The organism is Ammonicoccus luteus (genome assembly GCF_050880385.1).
Lineage (GTDB): Bacteria > Actinomycetota > Actinomycetes > Propionibacteriales > Propionibacteriaceae > Enemella.
Genome location: NZ_JBNZCI010000001.1, coordinates 216,921 through 233,410, shown reverse-complemented (window position 1 = coordinate 233,410; position 16,490 = coordinate 216,921). Strand labels below are relative to the sequence as shown.

Sequence of the window (16,490 nt, the reverse complement as noted above, 5' to 3'; positions counted from 1 at the left end):
GGCGCGAGTCTAGGGTCCCGATCCCGTGCCGGGACAGGTCCCCGGGGCTCAGGCGGAGGCCGGTGGCGTGGACTAGAGTGCCGCGGGTGACCGTCTTCGACCTGTCCCTCGACGAGCTGCGCCGCCGCAAGAGCCTCAAGTGGCAGACCTATCCGGCGGACGTGCTGCCGGTGTGGGTCGCGGAGATGGATTGCCGTCCCGCGCCGGCCGTCCTGGAGGCGCTCACCGCGGCCGCGGCCGATGGCGACACGGGCTATCCGGTGGGCCGGCCCTATGAGGTGGCGTTCGCCGAGTACGCCGCAGAGGTCTGGGACTGGACCTTCGACCCGGTCACCCAGGCGATCCCCGTGCCCGACGTGATGCAGGGCATCGTCGCGGTGCTCGACCTGCTCGGCACCCGTGGTGCGCCCGTTGTGATCAACCCGCCCGTCTATCCGCAGTTCTACAAATATCTGACCTGGGCCGACCGGCCGATCATTGAGGTCCAGCAGACCGAGGACGGCCGGATCGATCTCGAGGCGCTGGGCGCTGCGTTCGCCGGCGAGGGTGGGCTCAAGCCGGAGGCCTATCTGCTGTGCAACCCGCAGAACCCGCAGGGCACCGCCCCCACCCGGGAAGAACTCACCGTCGTTGCCCGCCTCGCGGCCGAGCACGGTGTGCGCATCGTCTCCGACGAGATCCATGCGCCGCTGGTGTCTGCGCCGGCGCGACACACCCCGATGCTGTCCATTGACGGCGTGCAGGACGCGGTGATCATCATCTCCGCCTCCAAGGCCTGGAATCTTGCCGGGTTGAAATCGGCCGTCGCGATCGGCAGCCCGGACATCGCCGGGCGTCTGATCGCGATGCCCGACGAGATCACGCACTCGATCAGCTATCTGGGCGTGGTCACCCACGTGACCGCGCTGCGGGAGGGGCGGGAGTGGCTGGCCGACGCCCTCGGCGAGATCGAGGCCAATCGCCGACTGCTCTCCCGGTTGCTGAATGAGCAGCTGCCGCAGGTGCGTTATCTCCCTGGCGAGGCGACCTATCTGGCCTGGTTGGACTGCCGTGATCTCGGTCTGGAGGATCCGGGCCGGACGTTCCTCAACCGAGGCAGGGTCGCGCTGAACAATGGCCTCACGTTCGGCGCCGGTGGAGCCGGTCACGTGCGCATGAACCTCGCCACGAGCCCGGAGATCATCACCGACGCAGTCCGCCGCATGGCGGCGTCCATCGACTAGACCGTCCTGCTGCGGTCCATCGACCGGCCATCCTGCTGCGACAGCCCGGGCTGGGTTAGCCGCCGGTTCCTGGGCCCCGGACCAGATCGGCTTCGGCGGCAGCCTCGGCGCGGACCTCGTTGATCCCCAGCACCGACAGGAAGATTGTGGGGTTGCTGGATTCGGTGGTGACCCGGACGACCCCACCGGTGAGCGTCACGGCGCCGGTCACGCGATCGGAGGCAGCCAGATAGGCCTGTGCCGCGGCAATGCCTGCGCCCGGATCGTTGCGGCCGGCCAAGCGATAGGTCCCGCCTGCATCGGCGGCTGCCCGAGCTGCTCCCGCTGCTGCCGATTCCGCACGCCGCGCGGCGGTGACCTGTTGCCCGCCGTCGACGACCAGTCCGGCCACGAGGATGATCGCCCCGATCCAGAGCATCACGAGCACGGACAGCGACATGCCTCGTTCATCGCGGGACGGACCGGGGACGGCTGAGCGGACAAGGACGAAGTGGGGGCGCACCGCATCAGCATGGCGTCCGGTCGGCCCCGTTGGCGCGACTGTCCACAGGATCGGGGGTGGAAGTTTCCGATGCTGCCCTCAGCCGATCAGGCTCAGCACGGCCCGCACCAGGGTGGCGATTGTGCCGGCGAACGCGATGATGAGCACCAGCTTCAGCCCGAGTTTGCCGGACACATGGCGTGACAGCCGGGAGCCGATGAACGCTCCGACGAACAACATCGAGAGAAACACCGCCCACTGGGGGACGGAGAACGACGGGCCCTGGCCCCACTTGGTCAGGATTGCCGCGATGCCCGCAACCATGAAGTGGAATTGCAGGGACGCGGTGAACCGGCGAAGGTCCGACCAGTCGACGGCCTTGCGATAGATGACCATCGCCGGACCCGCGACGCCAGCGGTGACCCCCATGAACCCCGACAAGAACCCAGCACCGATCCGCGCGCCCCGGCCGTCGTTGAGCGACCCTTCGGGCGAGCGCACCGACACGATGAGTGCGACCAAGGTGATGAGCGCCACCACGAGCGCGAGCACGTTGATGGGTGCGAGCAGGATGAGCAGGGCGCCCGGCAGGCAGCCGATGACCGCCGCACCCGAGATCCACAGAATGCGCGGCCAGTCCACGTGCTTGCGCACGGCGATCAAGTTGGTGGCGGAGGCGATCACGCCGCACCAGTTGGCGAGAATCACGCCGTCCACCGGTCCTTGGGCCAGCACCAGAAAGGGCACTGCCAACAGCACGAACCCCATGCCGGTGACCCGCTGCGCTACGGCACCTGCGAGGACGGCGATCGCCGAGACCAGAAATCCCCACTCGAGCACGCCGCCCCTTTCGTCGCTGACGTCCCACGATGCCACAGCACAATCGGCGATCCGCAAACTGAGGCTTTGCGTTGTCCTCCCCGCTGCCCCACAGCAGCTCCACTCTGAATAGTCTGGACCCGAGACGACATCGCGTCTGCCCCAGGGCGCGAGCGATGAGCACCCAGGAGGTCCCCCAATGGTTCAGAAGGTAGCGCTCCTCACCGCCGGCGGTTTCGCGCCGTGCCTGTCCTCCGCGATCGGGGGGTTGATCCAGCGCTATTCGGAGTTGTCCCCCGACACCGAGATCATCGGCTATCGCCACGGCTACCAAGGGTTGCTGACCGGTGACTTTATCCGGGTGACCGACGAGGTGCGGGCGAATGCCGGGCTGCTGCACGAATACGGCGGATCGCCGCTGGGCAACTCCCGGGTCAAGCTCACCAACATCAAGGATCTCACCAAGCGCAAGCTGATCGAGAAGGGCCAGGACCCGCTCCAGGTCGCGGCCGACCGGCTCGTGGCCGACGGGGTCGATGTGCTGCACACGATCGGCGGCGACGACACCAACACCACGGCTGCCGACCTGGCGGCCTATCTCGCCAAGCACGACTACGGGCTGACCGTGGTCGGCCTGCCCAAGACCATCGACAACGACGTCATTCCGATCCGCCAGTCCCTGGGTGCGTGGACCGCCGCGGCGATGGGCTCACGATTCGCCCAGAACATCGTCGCCGAGCACAACTCGGCGTCGCGGATGCTGATCGTGCACGAGGTCATGGGCCGCAACTGCGGCTGGCTGACGGCCGCCACGGCGAAGGCGTACCGGGACTGGCTGGACACCCGAGAATGGCTGCCGGAGATCGGCCTTTCCCGTGAAGCATGGGACGTCCACGCCGTCTACGTGCCTGAGGGCCACATCGATCTCCAGGCCGAGTCCGAGCGCCTGAAGGGAATCATGGACAGCGTCGGCAACGTGACGATCTTCCTCTCGGAGGGCGCCGGCCTCGACAGCATCGTGGGCGAGATGGAGGCCGCAGGCAAGGAGGTCCCCCGTGACCCGTTCGGGCACGTAAAGCTGGACAAGATCAATCCGGGTGCCTGGTTCGCCAAAGAGTTCGCGGAGCTGCTCGGTGCCGAAAAGGTGATGGTGCAGAAGTCGGGCTACTACTCCCGCTCCGCCGCGGCCAACCAAGCGGATCTGGACCTGATCAAGGAGTGCACCGACTTCGCCGTCGACTGCGCGCTCCGCGGCGAGTCGGGCGTCATCGGGCATGACGAGGAAAACGACGACAAGCTCAGCGCCATCGATTTCCAGCGGATCAAAGGCGGCAAGCTCTTCGATCTCGGGACGGGGTGGTATCAGGAGATGCTGCGCGGCATCGGACAGCAGGTTCCCTCGCCGACCGAGTGAGCCGGTGATCGGCGGCGGCTCGCCGCCACGAAGTGAGGCCTGGCGTCACGGCCGCCCAGGGCTGGGCTCGGACCCCGCCCGGGGCGGCCGCGACCGATCCGCTTAGGCGGGTCAGCGCCGGAAGATCCGTCCGAGCACCAGAGCTGCGGCCGCGCCGAGACCCGAGCCGGTCGCGAGTCCCGCGGCATAGCCGGTCGCCATGCTCGCCCGAGCATTCTTGATCGCTGCACTGCGGGAGACCGGTTCGGACTCCTCGGTGAAGAACTTCCGACCGTCGACGGCGGCGTACCGATCGCCGTCCGAATCGTCGTGGGCTCCGCCCGGAGCCGTGCGGCCGGCTCCCGCCATCCCCGGCTGAGCTTCAGCCGCGTCAGCACCGATCCGGTCGCCGCTGACGGTGGTCTGCTCCGGATGCGGCGCGAGTTGGGGTGGCGCGCCGTGCTCTGCGGCCACCGCCCCCATCCGCACCTCGACTGCCTCGTCGAAGGCCACCTTTTCCTTCTGCGGATCCGCGGACAGCCCAGGCAGGGCATCCTTGACCGCGTTGACCTTCTCGGTCCGACTCAGTTTGGCATCGGCCTTGGCGATCTCCTGCGCCTGCCGGTCGGCCTCGGCCGCGGACCAGTGCAGGTCGTCGGCCACGATCACGTCGGAGCGTCCGAGCAGCGGGCGATCGGCTTCGGTCCACTTGTGCGCGACTGCCGGCTGGTTGTCGGTCGCAATCCAGGCCGCCACCATCAAGATCACTCGCGCGAAGAGGTTGAAGAACAGCAGCAGGACGATCACCGGTCCGAACAACGCGGCAGCCGGGTTGTTGAGGAACGAACCGACGAGGGCGCCGGTGAAGTATTGCAGGATCGCCAGAACGGCCGAGCCGATCAGGGCGCCAATGAGCAGCGCCTTGGTGCGTGGCTTGTGCTCGGGCAGCACCCGATAGAGGAAAAGGAACAGGATCCAGCCGGCTGCGAGCGAGATCAGCAGGGAGAGTGCGCGGGTGAAGAATCCGATGCCCGGAACATTCTCGAGCCCGAGCCAGCCGATCACCGTGCTGGTCATGCTGGTTGCGAAGGACGCCACGCCGAAGGTCACCGCGACCGCGAGCAACAGCATCAGCAGGATGCCCAGGTTCTTCAGTGTCTCGACGACGATGTTGGACTTGTCCTCGGCCTGGTCGAACTCGGGCCGGAACTGGGCGCGCACCGCGCTCTTGAGGTTCTTGATCCAGCCGCTGCCGGCATAGGCGAGGGACAACAGACCGATGATGCCGATGCCCGCCCAGTTGCTGGCCGCGTCCTCGATGACGTCTGCGATATTGGCTGTCACGTCCTCGGGCGCGCCCTCGATCATGCCCACCACGCTGTCCTTCAGCGTGGCGAGGAGATCGGGCCGGAATTCGGTGAGGACCATGCCGGCGATGGCGAACGCAAACATGAGGATGGGGACCATCGCGAGAACGGAGAAATAGGTCACCGCCCCCGCGAACTGCATGCCCAGTCGGTTTGTGAACCGGGCATTCATCCGCAGCACGTGTGCCACGGTTGGATGCGCCAAGATCTTCTGCACGTCCATTTGGGGTCCGCCCTTCAGCTGGTTGCGGACCCCAAGCTATCGACTAGTCGGCATACGCCTCGATCGGGGGGCAGGAGCACACCAGATTTCGGTCACCGTACGCCTGCTCGATCCGGGACACCGGCGGCCAGTACTTGTCCTGGCCGACCCCCGCGATCGGTCCGCTGTGTCGCCCGGCGGGATAACCGGCAAGCGCTCGGCTGTACGGCCGAGTCCACTCGTCCGCCGTCACCTGTGCCAAGGGGTGCGGTGCGTTCACCAACGGATTGTTGTCGGCCGGCCACTCCCCCGCCGCGACTTGGTCGATCTCCCCGCGAATCGCGATCATCGCGTCGCAGAACCGGTCGACCTCGGCGAGGCTCTCCGATTCGGTGGGCTCGACCATGAGCGTGCCCGCGACCGGGAAGGACATCGTCGGCGCATGGAAGCCATAATCGATGAGCCGCTTCGCGACGTCATCCACCGTGACGCCGGTCTCCTTGCTGATCCCACGCAGATCGAGGATGCACTCATGGGCGACGAGGCCGTTGTTGCCGGTGTAGAGCACGGGGTAGTGCTCCCCGAGCCGCTTCGCGATGTAGTTCGCCGACAGAATCGCGTTCTGGGTCGCTTGGGCGAGACCGCTCGCTCCCATCATCGCGATGTAGGCCCACGTAATCGACAGCACGCCGGCAGAGCCGAACGGCGCAGCTGACACCGGCCCGACACCGGTGTCCGGTCCGGCATCCGCCCACAACGGATGGTTGGGCAAATAGGGCGCGAGGTGGGCACCGACCGCAACCGGTCCGACACCCGGACCACCGCCACCGTGCGGGATCGCGAACGTCTTGTGCAGGTTCAGGTGGGACACGTCGCCACCGAATTTGCCCGGCTGCGCGAACCCGAGCAGGGCGTTCAGGTTGGCGCCGTCGACATAGACCTGGCCACCAGCCGCGTGGACCTTCTCGCAGATGGCGGTGATCCCCTCCTCATAGACGCCGTGCGTCGATGGATAGGTCACCATGATGGCGGCGAGCTGGTCGCGGTGCTTCTCGATCTTCGCATCCAGATCGTCGAGGTCCACTTCGCCGTTGTCGGCGCTCTTCACAACGACGACCTTCATCCCGGCCATGTGCGCGGAGGCGGCGTTCGTGCCGTGTGCAGAGGACGGGATCAGGCAGATGGTCCGCTGGTCGTCGCCGTTGGCCTCGTGGTACGCCCGGATCGCCAGCAGGCCCGCGAACTCACCCTGGGAACCGGCATTGGGCTGGATGGACACCCGGGCATAACCCGTGACGCTCGCCAGCCAGTCTTCCAGCGACGAGATCAACGCGACGTAGCCCTCGGCATCGGCCGGCGGGCAGAACGGATGGAGGTTCGCGAAACCCGGATAGGTCATTGCCTCCATCTCGGCGACCGAGTTGAGCTTCATCGTGCAGGAACCGAGCGGGATCATGCCGCGGTCCAGTGCGAAGTCACGATCCGAAAGCAATCGCAGATAGCGCAGCATCGTGGTTTCGGAGTGATAGGTGTTGAACACTTCGTGCGTGAGAAATTCGGTGGTGCGGGTCTGCCCGGCCAGGTCGCCGTGGGTCTCGGTGCCGAGCTCGGTTCCGAACGCACGGCACACTGCCGCGAGGTCATGTTCGTCCGCGTCCTCACCCACGCTGATGCCAACGGTGTCGTTGTCGGCCTGACGCAGGTGAACGCCCTCGTCGCGGGCCTTGTCGACGATCGCCGCGGCCTGACCGGGGACCTTCACCTGAACCGTGTCGAAGAACGAGTCGTGCACGATCTCGAAGCCCGCGGCCTGCAGCGAGCCCGCCACGCGGCGCGCCTTCTCGTGGATGGCTGTGGCGATGCCGGTGAGTCCCTTCGGGCCGTGGTACGTCGCATACATCGCAGCGATGATCGCCAGCAGCGCCTGCGCCGTGCAGATGTTGGACGTGGCCTTTTCCCGGCGGATGTGCTGCTCGCGGGTCTGGAGCGCGAGACGGATCGCGGGCACCCCGTCGGTGTCCTTGGAGACACCGACCAGACGGCCCGGCATCTGCCGTTCAAGTCCCTTGCGGACCGAGATGAATCCGGCATGGGGGCCGCCGAAGAAGAGCGGCACACCGAAACGCTGGCTGGAACCCACCGCCACGTCGGCGCCCCATTCCCCAACCGCCTCGGTCACGGTCAGCGCCATCAGGTCACAGGCCGCAATGACCAGAGCGTTGTTTTCGTGGGCTTTCTCGGCGATTGCACGGAGCTCATCCGCCGGCGCCACTCGACCGCTGGCTCCGGGAGTCTGCACCACCACGGCGAACGCCTCGTTGGTTTGCAGGGCCTCGACCAGGGAGCCCTCGGCCACCACGACGTCAATGCCCATCGCGCGGCAGCGGGTCTGCACGACCGCCAGGGATTGAGGGAAGATGTCGCCGTCGACAACGACGACCGCGCCCTTCTTCACTTGGCGTCGTGCCAGCAGGATGGCCTCGGCGACTGCGGTGCCCTCGTCGAGCAACGACGCGCCGGCTGTGGGCAGCCCGGTCAGGTCGGACACCGTGGTCTGGAAGTTCAGCAGGGCCTCGAGTCGGCCCTGGGAGATCTCGGGTTGATAAGGGGTGTACGCCGTATACCACGCTGGTGATTCCACGACGTTGCGGCGGATCACCGGGGGTGTGACGGTGCCGTAGTAGCCGAGGCCGATCATCGACGTCAACGCGTTGTTGCGTGCGGCGAGATCCTGGAGCTTGTTCTGCACCTCCAGCTCGGTGATGGGGTCAGGCAACTCGGGCGGGTCGCTGCGAATGGCCGATGGCATGGCCTTGTCGACCAGCTCGTCGAGACTGCTGAGTCCGAGCCGCTCCAGCATCGTCGCTCGGGCGGCGTCATCGATCCCGATATGACGGGCAGGAAAGCCGGAATCTGCTAGCTGGGCCATGGAACGCTCCTTTGGGAACCTGCATCACCGCCCTCCGGTGACACCCCGTATAGCGACCAACTTAGCCCACGCACGGCGTCGGGGGTGGCGACTTCACGGACTCGCGAAGGCCCTCCGGTCAGCCGATCCGGCGAGCCTTTCGCCGCTGGGAGAGTTCGTCCATCGGAGCCTCGTCGGCGACATCGACGCGCTCGCTGGGCAGTTCCATGAGCGACCCTTCGAGGTCCTTCCAGACGCTGCCGAGCGCAATGCCGAACATGCCCTGGCCGCCGCTCAGGAGGTCGATGACCTCGTGATCGCTCGTGCACTCGAACACCGTGACGCCATCACTCATAAGCGTGATGGTGGTCAGGTCTTCAACGCCCCGTGCGCGGAGATGGTCGACCGCCTTGCGAATCTGTTGCAGCGAGATCCCGACATCAATGAGTCGCTTGATGACCTTGAGCAGGAGAACGTCGCGAAACGAATATAGACGCTGCGAGCCGGATCCGGCAGCACCCCGGATTTCGGGGGTGACCAGCCCCGTGCGAGCCCAATAGTCGAGCTGTCGATAGCTGATGCCCGCGACATTGGCCGCGACCGGGCCCCTGAAGCCTGCGTCCTCCGGAACCGGGGTGAACTCACCGTCGAACAGGAGGTCCTGCGCCACCACGGGCTCATCCGTGGGCTGGGCTTCTCTGCTGCTGTTCACTGGGCGTCCTCACGTCGGGGGCTTCCGGGTGAGTTCCACCGTTCGTATTACGTCGGCGGAACTAACCGAGACGGTACGTCCACGCGCAGTCCGGGTGCAACGACACGCCCGGAACGAAAGGTCACGATCTGTGCGCCCGACCGTGATCTTGACCGCACCAATGGGGGTTTCACTAGGCCAAACACACCGCCGCTGACCGGTTGAGGTTCGGTTGAACCATCACTTGAGGCTTGGGCCGGGTGCATGGCCACGACGGTCAAGCGTCGGGATCCTCTTCGGTGACGAAATCATCCGGATTGACGTGGTCCAAGAACTCCCGGAACTTCTCGACCTCGTCGTCCTCGGCCTCGGGCACATCGATGCCGGCGGTGTCGAGCACCTCCTCGGCACACAGGATCTCGGCACCGCAGCGCAGAGCGAGCGCGATGGCATCCGAGGGTCGCGCGCTGATCTCGACGCCGTCGACCAGAAGAACCGCGTGGAAGGTCCTCCCGACGAGCTCGGTGATGTGCACTTCGGTCAGGGTGTGGCCCAACGACCCCAGCACATCGATCATGAGATCGTGCGTCAGCGGACGCGGTGGCACGACGCCCTCCTGCGCGCTGGCGATCGCCGAGGCCTCGTTCGTGCCGATCCAGATGGGCAGATAACGATGGCCCCCGACCTCACGGAGGAGGACCATGGGGATATTGGAGGGCATTTCGACCCGGACGCCCATGACATCGAGTTCCCGCATGCCTCCAGCCTACGGGGTCGCGCCAGCCCGATGACCCCACCTGCCGGTCGGACGGGATTCTCAGCGTTCGCTGGCGATCCGCATCATCGCGGCGTGCACGTGGATCATCAGTTGGGTGACATCGGCGGCAACCTTGCGTGACCCGCCGGCCCGGCGCTGATACGGCGCGATGGCCTGCTCGATGATCCCGTATTCCCTGCTGGCGTAGCTCTTGACTTGGCGCAGATGTCGGACGTCGATGCCGTATGGGGCGAGTCGACGTGCCGCGATCGCGATCGCAACCGCATCGCGACCGTAGTAATTGGTGCCCCGCCGCGGCGTGACAATGTGCTCCTTCTCCAACTCGACCAAGGCCGCTTCGGAGAGGCCACTCGCTTCGAGGAGTTCGGCACGGGAAAGGCGCAACTGCTGGCGGGCAGCGCCGGGGCGGACGCCCTCCGGCTGAGGCGCGCCGGGAGGCGCCACGGGGTCGGTTTCCGACGGGGGCGCTGGGCGTGGCGTCTCCAACTGGGGAGGCACCATTCCCCGGTCCATCATCTCCAGATGTTCCCGGATGACCTTCAACGGCAGGTAATGGGATTTCTGCACGCGAAGGATGTACTTCAGGCGGTCGATGTCGCGCTCGGCGTACTTCCGGTAACCGGACGCCGCCCGCTCCGGCGAGACCAGACCCTCACTCTCGAGAAATCGAATCTTGGAGATCGAGATGTCGGGGAACTCTGCGCGGAGCAGCGTCATGACCTGCCCAATGCTGAGCAATGAAGGTCCCGCCATTAATCCGTTCCGGTCGGACTCGCAAAGTAGATCATGCGGAACTTGCCGATCTGGACTTCATCACCGGGTCGCAGCAGCACCTCCCCGTCGATCAGGGTCCGATTGACGTAGGTGCCGTTGAGACTGCCGACGTCCACCACCGTCCGGCCCTTCTGGGTCTTGGTGAACCGCACATGGTGCCGCGACACGGTGATGTCGTCCAGAAAAATGTCGGAATCGGGGTGGCGGCCTGCGGTGGTCTGCTCCGAGTCCAGGAGAAACCGGGCTCCGGCCGAGGGGCCGCGCTGGACGATCAACAGGGCATGTGACTTCGGCAAGGCGTCAACAGCTGCCTCATCATCCGCTGACAGTTCCCGTCCGCCAGCAGTGGCGTCGTCGGCAATCGCCGGGATGGAGGTGGTGGTGTCTCCGCTGGGTTCCTTGGTCGGGATGTCGTCGAACTTGACCAGCTCAGCACCGCACCGCGCGCAGAAGTTGCTGCCGTCGGGATTGCTGTTGCCACATTGAGTGCAATAAGGCATCGTCGTTGACTTCCTCATTCCTGTGTCGATGCGATCGCCGCATGCGCGCGGCAGACTCGGCGCGGATGCCACAGTCTACTGTCTCGCGCCAAGCCGGCTGAGCCGGCACTGACTCAGCTGTCGGCGTGCTCGGCGTAGGCGTCCGCGTCCATCAGGCCGTCAAGAGCATCTTCGGACCCGATCTCGATCTCGAACAGCCACCCGTCGCCGTAGGCGTCGGAGTTGATGGTCTCCGGGGCGTCGACGACAGTCTGGTTGACCGCGGTGATCACACCGGACACCGGCGCCAAGAGGTCCGACGTGCTCTTCGTCGACTCCAGTTCGCCGCAGGCGTCCCCCGCCTCGACGGAGTCGCCGACCTCGGGCAACTGCACATAGACGATGTCGCCCAGCTGCTCCGCTGCATAATCAGTCACGCCGACCCGGACGATCAGCTCGTTTCCGGGACGGATCCACTCGTGGTCTTCGCTGTACCGCAGGTCCTCGGGAAATTCGGCCATCACAACCTCCTGAACTCACGTGACGCCGGACGGTCCCGGCTTGCTCACGGGCCCCAGCCTAACGGTCCTGAGGCCGCTGTGGGACTGCCTCGGGGAAGACGTGTCGCCCGGAAGTCCTGTGGTGGTTCAGTCCGCTGGCCTGGCGTGCACGTTCTCCGCAGGAGTCCGGACGGACTGGATGTCGAGGTGCGGCAACTGGACGATATCGATCCGCCCCCCGACCTGCGGGCTGGTCACCTCGGAGGCAAGACCGCCCCTGAACCGGGCCGCTTCCTCCAACGAATGCGGATCTCCGATCACCTCGAGCACGATGGTCTCCGGCAACCTCGTCCCATCGACGATGAGGCGCCCGGGGCTGCCGCCGACCCAGGTGCTGGCGGTCACACGGATCGTGTCGTTGAACTCCATGACCTCGCCGCCGGCGTCCCGCATCTCCCCCATCGCGTCCAGCAGCACCGAGGGGCCGAGCTTGCGCTGGGGGTCGCTGATCGTCATCCGAATGCCGGGTCCGGTCGCTGGTGCGGTGCCGGCCAGCACTGACAGCGCATCGAGTCGACGTTGGGTCTGATCGCGCGCGACGCGGCGGGCGTCATTGCCGCTTTCGAGGTCACGCTTGATCTGTTCGAGCTCGTTCAGCTCACTCTCGAGGCGCCGGGTTTCCTCCGAGAGTCCATCGACCAACTGAATGAGGTCGGCGCGGCGGGCCGTGCGATACATCTCATCGTCGCCCTGGGATCGGATCTGCCACACCACGGCGAGAGCCACCACGCAGGCGACTGCCGCTATGACGAACTGCGTCCTTCGTGGTGCGGTGAGGGCGATCCGCAACTGTCGCCACGCTGACGCGTCCCCCGCCGGCGCGGGCTCCGCCTGATCTCTCGCCTCGGGCGCCGCCCGCTCGGGCAAGGTCGCCTCCGACCCCTTCGCCTCCGACAAGTCCGGCTCCGACCCGTCCGGCTCCGACACCGCCCGGCTCGGGCGGGGGTCGAGGTCGTCGTCCGGTTGCACGCGCGGATCAGGCATGGAACAGCGCCCTTCGGATCGCGGCGACATTGGTGAAGATCCGGATGCCCAGGACGACGATCACACCGGTCGACAACTGGGCACCGACACCGATCTGGTCACCGAGCCACACGATCAGCGCGGCGATCAGGACATTGGAGGCGAAGGAGATGATGAACACTCTGTCGGTGAAGACCCCCTCGAGGAAGGCGCGCAGCCCGCCGAACATGGCGTCCATCGCCGCCACGATCGCAATCGGCAGATATGGCTGCAGGAACGCGGGCAACGAGGGTTCCAGCACGATGCCGAGAATGATGCCGATCAGGAGACCGATCAGGGGGATCACGTCGCCCTCCTCGCGTGCTTGAGCGCCAAGCTTGGATCAGCTCGCAGTTGGAGCTGATCCGCCTGTGCGATGTCAAACCTCATCTGATAGTTCTGCGCCAATGCCTGCCACGCTTGCCCGCCGGGACTGTCGGCGAAACGGGCAGCCAAGGTCTGGGGGTCACCAATCGCCTCGACGCGATAGGGCCTGGTGAGTGAACGATAATTCACGGTCACGGCATCACCGGCGCTGCGGATCGCGGTCAGGCCCGAAACCCGGTGTCCGTTGATCGCGACCGCCTCTGCCCCGGCAAACCACAGCGCGTTGACCATCATTTGCAGATCCTTGTCGAGCACCCGGTTCAGTTTGTCGTCCCGGACGGCCGGCGCGTCGTCCACCACGATGACCAGGCCGGGACCGATGACCGGAATCTCTCCCGCACCGGGCGCGAGACGCTCGATCTCCGCCTGGGCAAGACGCGCATCCTCGCTGTCGGCGAGCAGCCCGGCCCGCTGATTGGCGCTGTCCGTGCGCAATTGCTCGATGTCGTTGCGCAGCGTTTCCTGCTCCCGCTCCTGGTCGCGGGCCTGACGAATCAGATGCTCGCGTTCCGTCGCGGCTGCCGGCGCGCTCCGGGTCGTCTGGACCGCGGACAGGGTGAACATGGCGCCGATGAGAAGAGCGATGATCAGCATCGAGATCTTCGAAGCGGGCCGCGGGATCCGTCGGCCCTCGGCGATTGCCCGATAATCGGGGTCCATCGGATTGCGCAGGATGTCGTTGAGCAAATCCATGCTCGCGTCCTTGCGCAACTGAGGGGTCAACCGGGGCGGGCTCACCCTGCCAGCGTAGTGCCCAGTCAGCCACCATTCACGACCCCATCGCCGGGAAAGTCGACATTCAGCCGCGGCCCCGCGCCCGCCTGTAGTTGTCCAGCACCAGCGGGCCCACCACGGACCAGTCGAACCGGGCGGCATGCTCCCTCAACTGGCGGGCGGACGCGACTGGGTCGCCGAGTGTCGCGTGAATCGCGCGGGCCAGGGCGCGTGCGTCGCCGACCGGGAAGGTACGCCCCACCTTGCGTCCGTCATCTGCCGTGAGGACGTCCACGAAAGCAGGCAGGTCGGACGCCACCACGGGGGCACCGGCGGCCATCGCCTCGACCAGGATCAGCCCGAAGCTCTCGCCACCCAGGTTGGGCGCCACGAGCACATCGGTCGTCCGCAGCAGCTCGGCCCGTCCATCGTCATCGGGCGCTCCCAGATAACGAACGTCGGGCGGCAGCGCGGGTTCCCCCGGTCCGGCGACGACCACGTCCAAGGGTGCATCGAACAGCGTGCGCAGACGGGGCAGGGCCGCGAGGAGCACCCCCAGGCCCTTGCGAGGTTCGGCGAGCCGACCGAGGAAGGCCACCCGTTGCGGGGAGAACGACTGCCGCGGCAGGGCGAAGTCGGTGACATCGATCCCGTTGGACACGATCGTGGGCTCGAGTCCGAGGTGGCGGCGCACGACGGCGGCCGCTGTTGCCGAGACCGCGATTGCACGATCGATGTCACGCAGGGGCCGAGCGAGCGCCTGCCCGGCGAGCGCCAGCAGCCGTGAGCGTTCTGTCGCAAGGTGGAAGGTCGCCACGATCGGCATGCGCGCCGCCAGGAGTGCCCACAGCGCAGCGGACGGCGTGACGGGCTCGTGGAGGTGGAGGACGTCGAGGCGTTGTTCGGCCAACCATCGGCGCACACGAAGTGCCGTCCCCGGTCCACCCGAAACCCGGGCGATCGACCCGTTCCACGGGATGGCCAACGTGTCGCCCAGGCTGGTGAAGTGGGTGGGGTCGAGGCCGCGCCGCGCGAGTGCCTGTTCCGGGACCGGGCCGGGCGCCAGGATCGCGGGATCATGGCCCTGCGCACGGAGCCAACCGGCGAGCCCCAGGACATGGTTCTGAACGCCACCCGGAGCAGCGAACGAATAGGGACAGACCAGCCCGATCCTCATCCGTCACCTGCCGGCCGGGCTGCCGTCGCTGCCGTCCCGCGACGTCCGACGGCCCCCGGGTCGAAGAACGGCTGGAGCATGTGCCAGTCGGCAGGCGCACGTCGCACCTGGTCGAGGAAGAAGTCCGCGATGTCCTGGGTCATGGCGATCAGGCCCGCGCGCCCGGGTCGCGCCGAGATCGGTGCGGAGATCTCGAGCACCATGCCGTCATCGGTATAGCGCCCCGCCGCCGCCAGCAGCGTCGCGCCGGTGCGTCGCGCGACCAGCGCCGGGCCGGAGGGCATGGTGACGATGCGGTCGGCGAAGCGCACCGGCAGGCCGGTGCCGGCCAGGTCGCGGTCGCTGAGCAGGCAGACGAGCCGACCACGACGGACTGCGCCCACCAATTCACCGAGGGCACCCGGATCATCGTGCGCGACGACTTCCATGCCGAGTCGGCCGCGGATCGCGCTGAAGGCCGCGAACTCCCGCGGACCGAGGTTCTCTGCCACAGTCGTGACCGGGAATCCCGAGAGGCACGCCCAGGCGCCGGCGAGATCCCAGTTGCCCAGGTGCGGCAGCGCGACGACCGCGCCGGGACCTGCCATTGCTCCCCGAAAATGCCGCTCCCCCACCGTGACGACCCGGTCGAGCACCTCGTCGCGGCTCCAGGCCGGCAGCGCCAATACCTCGACATAGGTCCGCACCCACGAGGCGATTCCTGCGCGCAGCAGAGTCTCGTCGGGTTCCCGGCCGAGCACGATGCGCAGGTTGTGCCGATAGGTCTCGAGGTGGGTGTGGTCAAGTCGCGCGCCGAAGTACGCCGCCCGGCCCAGGCCCCGCACCGCTGCCGGCCCCAACCGCGGCGCGACGTGCCGGCCCAAGGCGAAGATCTGCCGATTGATCCAGTCGCGGATCATGTGCGCACCCGAATCGGTCCGGAGGCGGGCGCAGAGGCCGGGGAGCGCAACTGCCGGCGTACCGCCACCAACCGCTGGACCACCGTGATCGCGCCGCCCAGCACGAGAAGCACGACGGCGACCTCCAGTGCATAGGGCACCCCCAGCCCGCCCAGCAACGCCCCGAGCAGCGCGAGCGCGATTCTGTCCGCCCGGGTGACCAGGCCGACGTCGGCCTGGCAATTGATCGCTTCGGCGCGGGCTTTGACGTACGACGTCGCTTGCGCCAGCACGAGCGCCACCACCGCCAGCACGGCCCATGCGCTGCCTGCCCGCAACCCCAGATGCCACGCGAGACCACCGATCACACCCGCATCGGCGACCCGGTCGAGGGTGGCGTCGAGAAAGCCACCCCAGCGGCCGGCGCTGCCGGACTCCCGAGCCATGTGGCCGTCGATCATGTCGCTGCACGACAGGACGGCAACAGCCAGAGCCCCCTGCCACAACCAACCCATGCCGAAGCACACCAGCGCGGTCACCGTCACGGAGAGGGCGCCGAACCAGGTGACTGCATCGGGATGCACGCCCAACCGCAGCAGCAGTCTGGCGAACGGCCGCAGCACGACTCCTTGGACTCCCCGCAGCCGCTCCAGCATC

The 16,490-nt window shown here is 66.9% G+C and carries 17 protein-coding genes; 2 read left to right on the top strand and 15 right to left on the bottom strand.

All coding sequences use genetic code 11. From position 1 onward, the window contains the following. Nucleotides 1-86: 86 nt before the first annotated feature. Complete coding sequence (locus ACQ260_RS01085) at nucleotides 87-1,223, top strand: MalY/PatB family protein (RefSeq protein ID WP_432557545.1); 1,137 nt, start codon at nucleotides 87-89, stop codon at nucleotides 1,221-1,223. A 55-nt stretch (nucleotides 1,224-1,278) separates the two neighbouring features. Here ACQ260_RS01085 and ACQ260_RS01080 read toward each other — a convergent pair whose 3' ends face one another. Beyond that, nucleotides 1,279-1,662, bottom strand: coding sequence for a pilus assembly protein TadG-related protein (locus ACQ260_RS01080; RefSeq protein WP_432557544.1), 384 nt, complete (start codon nucleotides 1,660-1,662; stop codon nucleotides 1,279-1,281). Between the two features lie 141 nt (nucleotides 1,663-1,803). After that, nucleotides 1,804-2,580, bottom strand: coding sequence for a sulfite exporter TauE/SafE family protein (locus ACQ260_RS01075; protein ID WP_432557543.1), 777 nt, complete (start codon nucleotides 2,578-2,580; stop codon nucleotides 1,804-1,806). 142 nt (nucleotides 2,581-2,722) lie between these two features. On the opposite strand from ACQ260_RS01075, the gene ACQ260_RS01070 reads away from it, so the two are divergent. Continuing rightward, nucleotides 2,723-3,937, top strand: coding sequence for a pyrophosphate--fructose-6-phosphate 1-phosphotransferase (locus ACQ260_RS01070; RefSeq protein WP_432557542.1), 1,215 nt, complete (start codon nucleotides 2,723-2,725; stop codon nucleotides 3,935-3,937). A gap of 111 nt (nucleotides 3,938-4,048) precedes the next feature. On the opposite strand, the gene ACQ260_RS01065 is transcribed toward ACQ260_RS01070, so the two are convergent. The 13 genes from ACQ260_RS01065 to pgsA form a co-directional block, all read right to left on the bottom strand. Further along, complete coding sequence (locus ACQ260_RS01065; protein ID WP_432557541.1) at nucleotides 4,049-5,506, bottom strand: YhjD/YihY/BrkB family envelope integrity protein; 1,458 nt, start codon at nucleotides 5,504-5,506, stop codon at nucleotides 4,049-4,051. 43 nt (nucleotides 5,507-5,549) lie between these two features. Further along, nucleotides 5,550-8,414: an aminomethyl-transferring glycine dehydrogenase gene (gene gcvP, locus ACQ260_RS01060; protein WP_432557540.1), complete on the bottom strand. Its 2,865-nt coding sequence runs from the start codon at nucleotides 8,412-8,414 to the stop codon at nucleotides 5,550-5,552. Between the two features lie 118 nt (nucleotides 8,415-8,532). After that, nucleotides 8,533-9,105 (bottom strand): MerR family transcriptional regulator, encoded by a 573-nt coding sequence (locus ACQ260_RS01055; protein ID WP_432557539.1) that lies wholly within the window; start codon nucleotides 9,103-9,105, stop codon nucleotides 8,533-8,535. A 256-nt stretch (nucleotides 9,106-9,361) separates the two neighbouring features. After that, the gene (locus tag ACQ260_RS01050) at nucleotides 9,362-9,841 is read right to left on the bottom strand and encodes a bifunctional nuclease family protein (protein WP_432557538.1); all 480 of its coding nucleotides are present in this window, start codon (nucleotides 9,839-9,841) and stop codon (nucleotides 9,362-9,364) included. A 60-nt stretch (nucleotides 9,842-9,901) separates the two neighbouring features. After that, nucleotides 9,902-10,615 carry a transcriptional regulator FtsR gene (ftsR, locus tag ACQ260_RS01045; RefSeq protein WP_432557537.1) on the bottom strand — a complete coding sequence of 238 codons (714 nt, stop codon included), beginning with the start codon at nucleotides 10,613-10,615 and terminating at the stop codon, nucleotides 9,902-9,904. Further along, nucleotides 10,615-11,154: a zinc-ribbon and FHA domain-containing protein gene (locus ACQ260_RS01040; protein ID WP_432557536.1), complete on the bottom strand. Its 540-nt coding sequence runs from the start codon at nucleotides 11,152-11,154 to the stop codon at nucleotides 10,615-10,617. The genes ftsR and ACQ260_RS01040 overlap by 1 nt, the downstream gene beginning before the upstream one ends. Nucleotides 11,155-11,249: 95 nt before the next feature. Further along, on the bottom strand, nucleotides 11,250-11,636 hold the full coding sequence (gcvH, locus tag ACQ260_RS01035; RefSeq protein WP_432557535.1) for a glycine cleavage system protein GcvH: 387 nt from the start codon (nucleotides 11,634-11,636) through the stop codon (nucleotides 11,250-11,252). Nucleotides 11,637-11,762: 126 nt separating this feature from the next. Continuing rightward, nucleotides 11,763-12,659: a DUF881 domain-containing protein gene (locus ACQ260_RS01030; RefSeq protein WP_432557534.1), complete on the bottom strand. Its 897-nt coding sequence runs from the start codon at nucleotides 12,657-12,659 to the stop codon at nucleotides 11,763-11,765. Next, on the bottom strand, nucleotides 12,652-12,984 hold the full coding sequence (locus tag ACQ260_RS01025) for a small basic family protein (RefSeq protein ID WP_432557533.1): 333 nt from the start codon (nucleotides 12,982-12,984) through the stop codon (nucleotides 12,652-12,654). The genes ACQ260_RS01030 and ACQ260_RS01025 overlap by 8 nt, the downstream gene beginning before the upstream one ends. Continuing rightward, nucleotides 12,981-13,757 (bottom strand): DUF881 domain-containing protein, encoded by a 777-nt coding sequence (locus tag ACQ260_RS01020; RefSeq protein ID WP_432557532.1) that lies wholly within the window; start codon nucleotides 13,755-13,757, stop codon nucleotides 12,981-12,983. Before ACQ260_RS01020 ends, ACQ260_RS01025 begins: the two co-directional genes overlap by 4 nt. A 106-nt stretch (nucleotides 13,758-13,863) precedes the next feature. After that, entirely contained in the window at nucleotides 13,864-14,955 is a 1,092-nt protein-coding gene (locus ACQ260_RS01015) for a glycosyltransferase family 4 protein (RefSeq protein WP_432557531.1), read from the bottom strand. After that, the gene (locus tag ACQ260_RS01010) at nucleotides 14,952-15,854 is read right to left on the bottom strand and encodes a phosphatidylinositol mannoside acyltransferase (RefSeq protein WP_432557530.1); all 903 of its coding nucleotides are present in this window, start codon (nucleotides 15,852-15,854) and stop codon (nucleotides 14,952-14,954) included. The genes ACQ260_RS01015 and ACQ260_RS01010 overlap by 4 nt, the downstream gene beginning before the upstream one ends. Next, nucleotides 15,851-16,489, bottom strand: coding sequence for a phosphatidylinositol phosphate synthase (gene pgsA / locus ACQ260_RS01005; protein ID WP_432557529.1), 639 nt, complete (start codon nucleotides 16,487-16,489; stop codon nucleotides 15,851-15,853). The genes ACQ260_RS01010 and pgsA overlap by 4 nt, the downstream gene beginning before the upstream one ends. Nucleotide 16,490 lies beyond the last annotated feature (1 nt).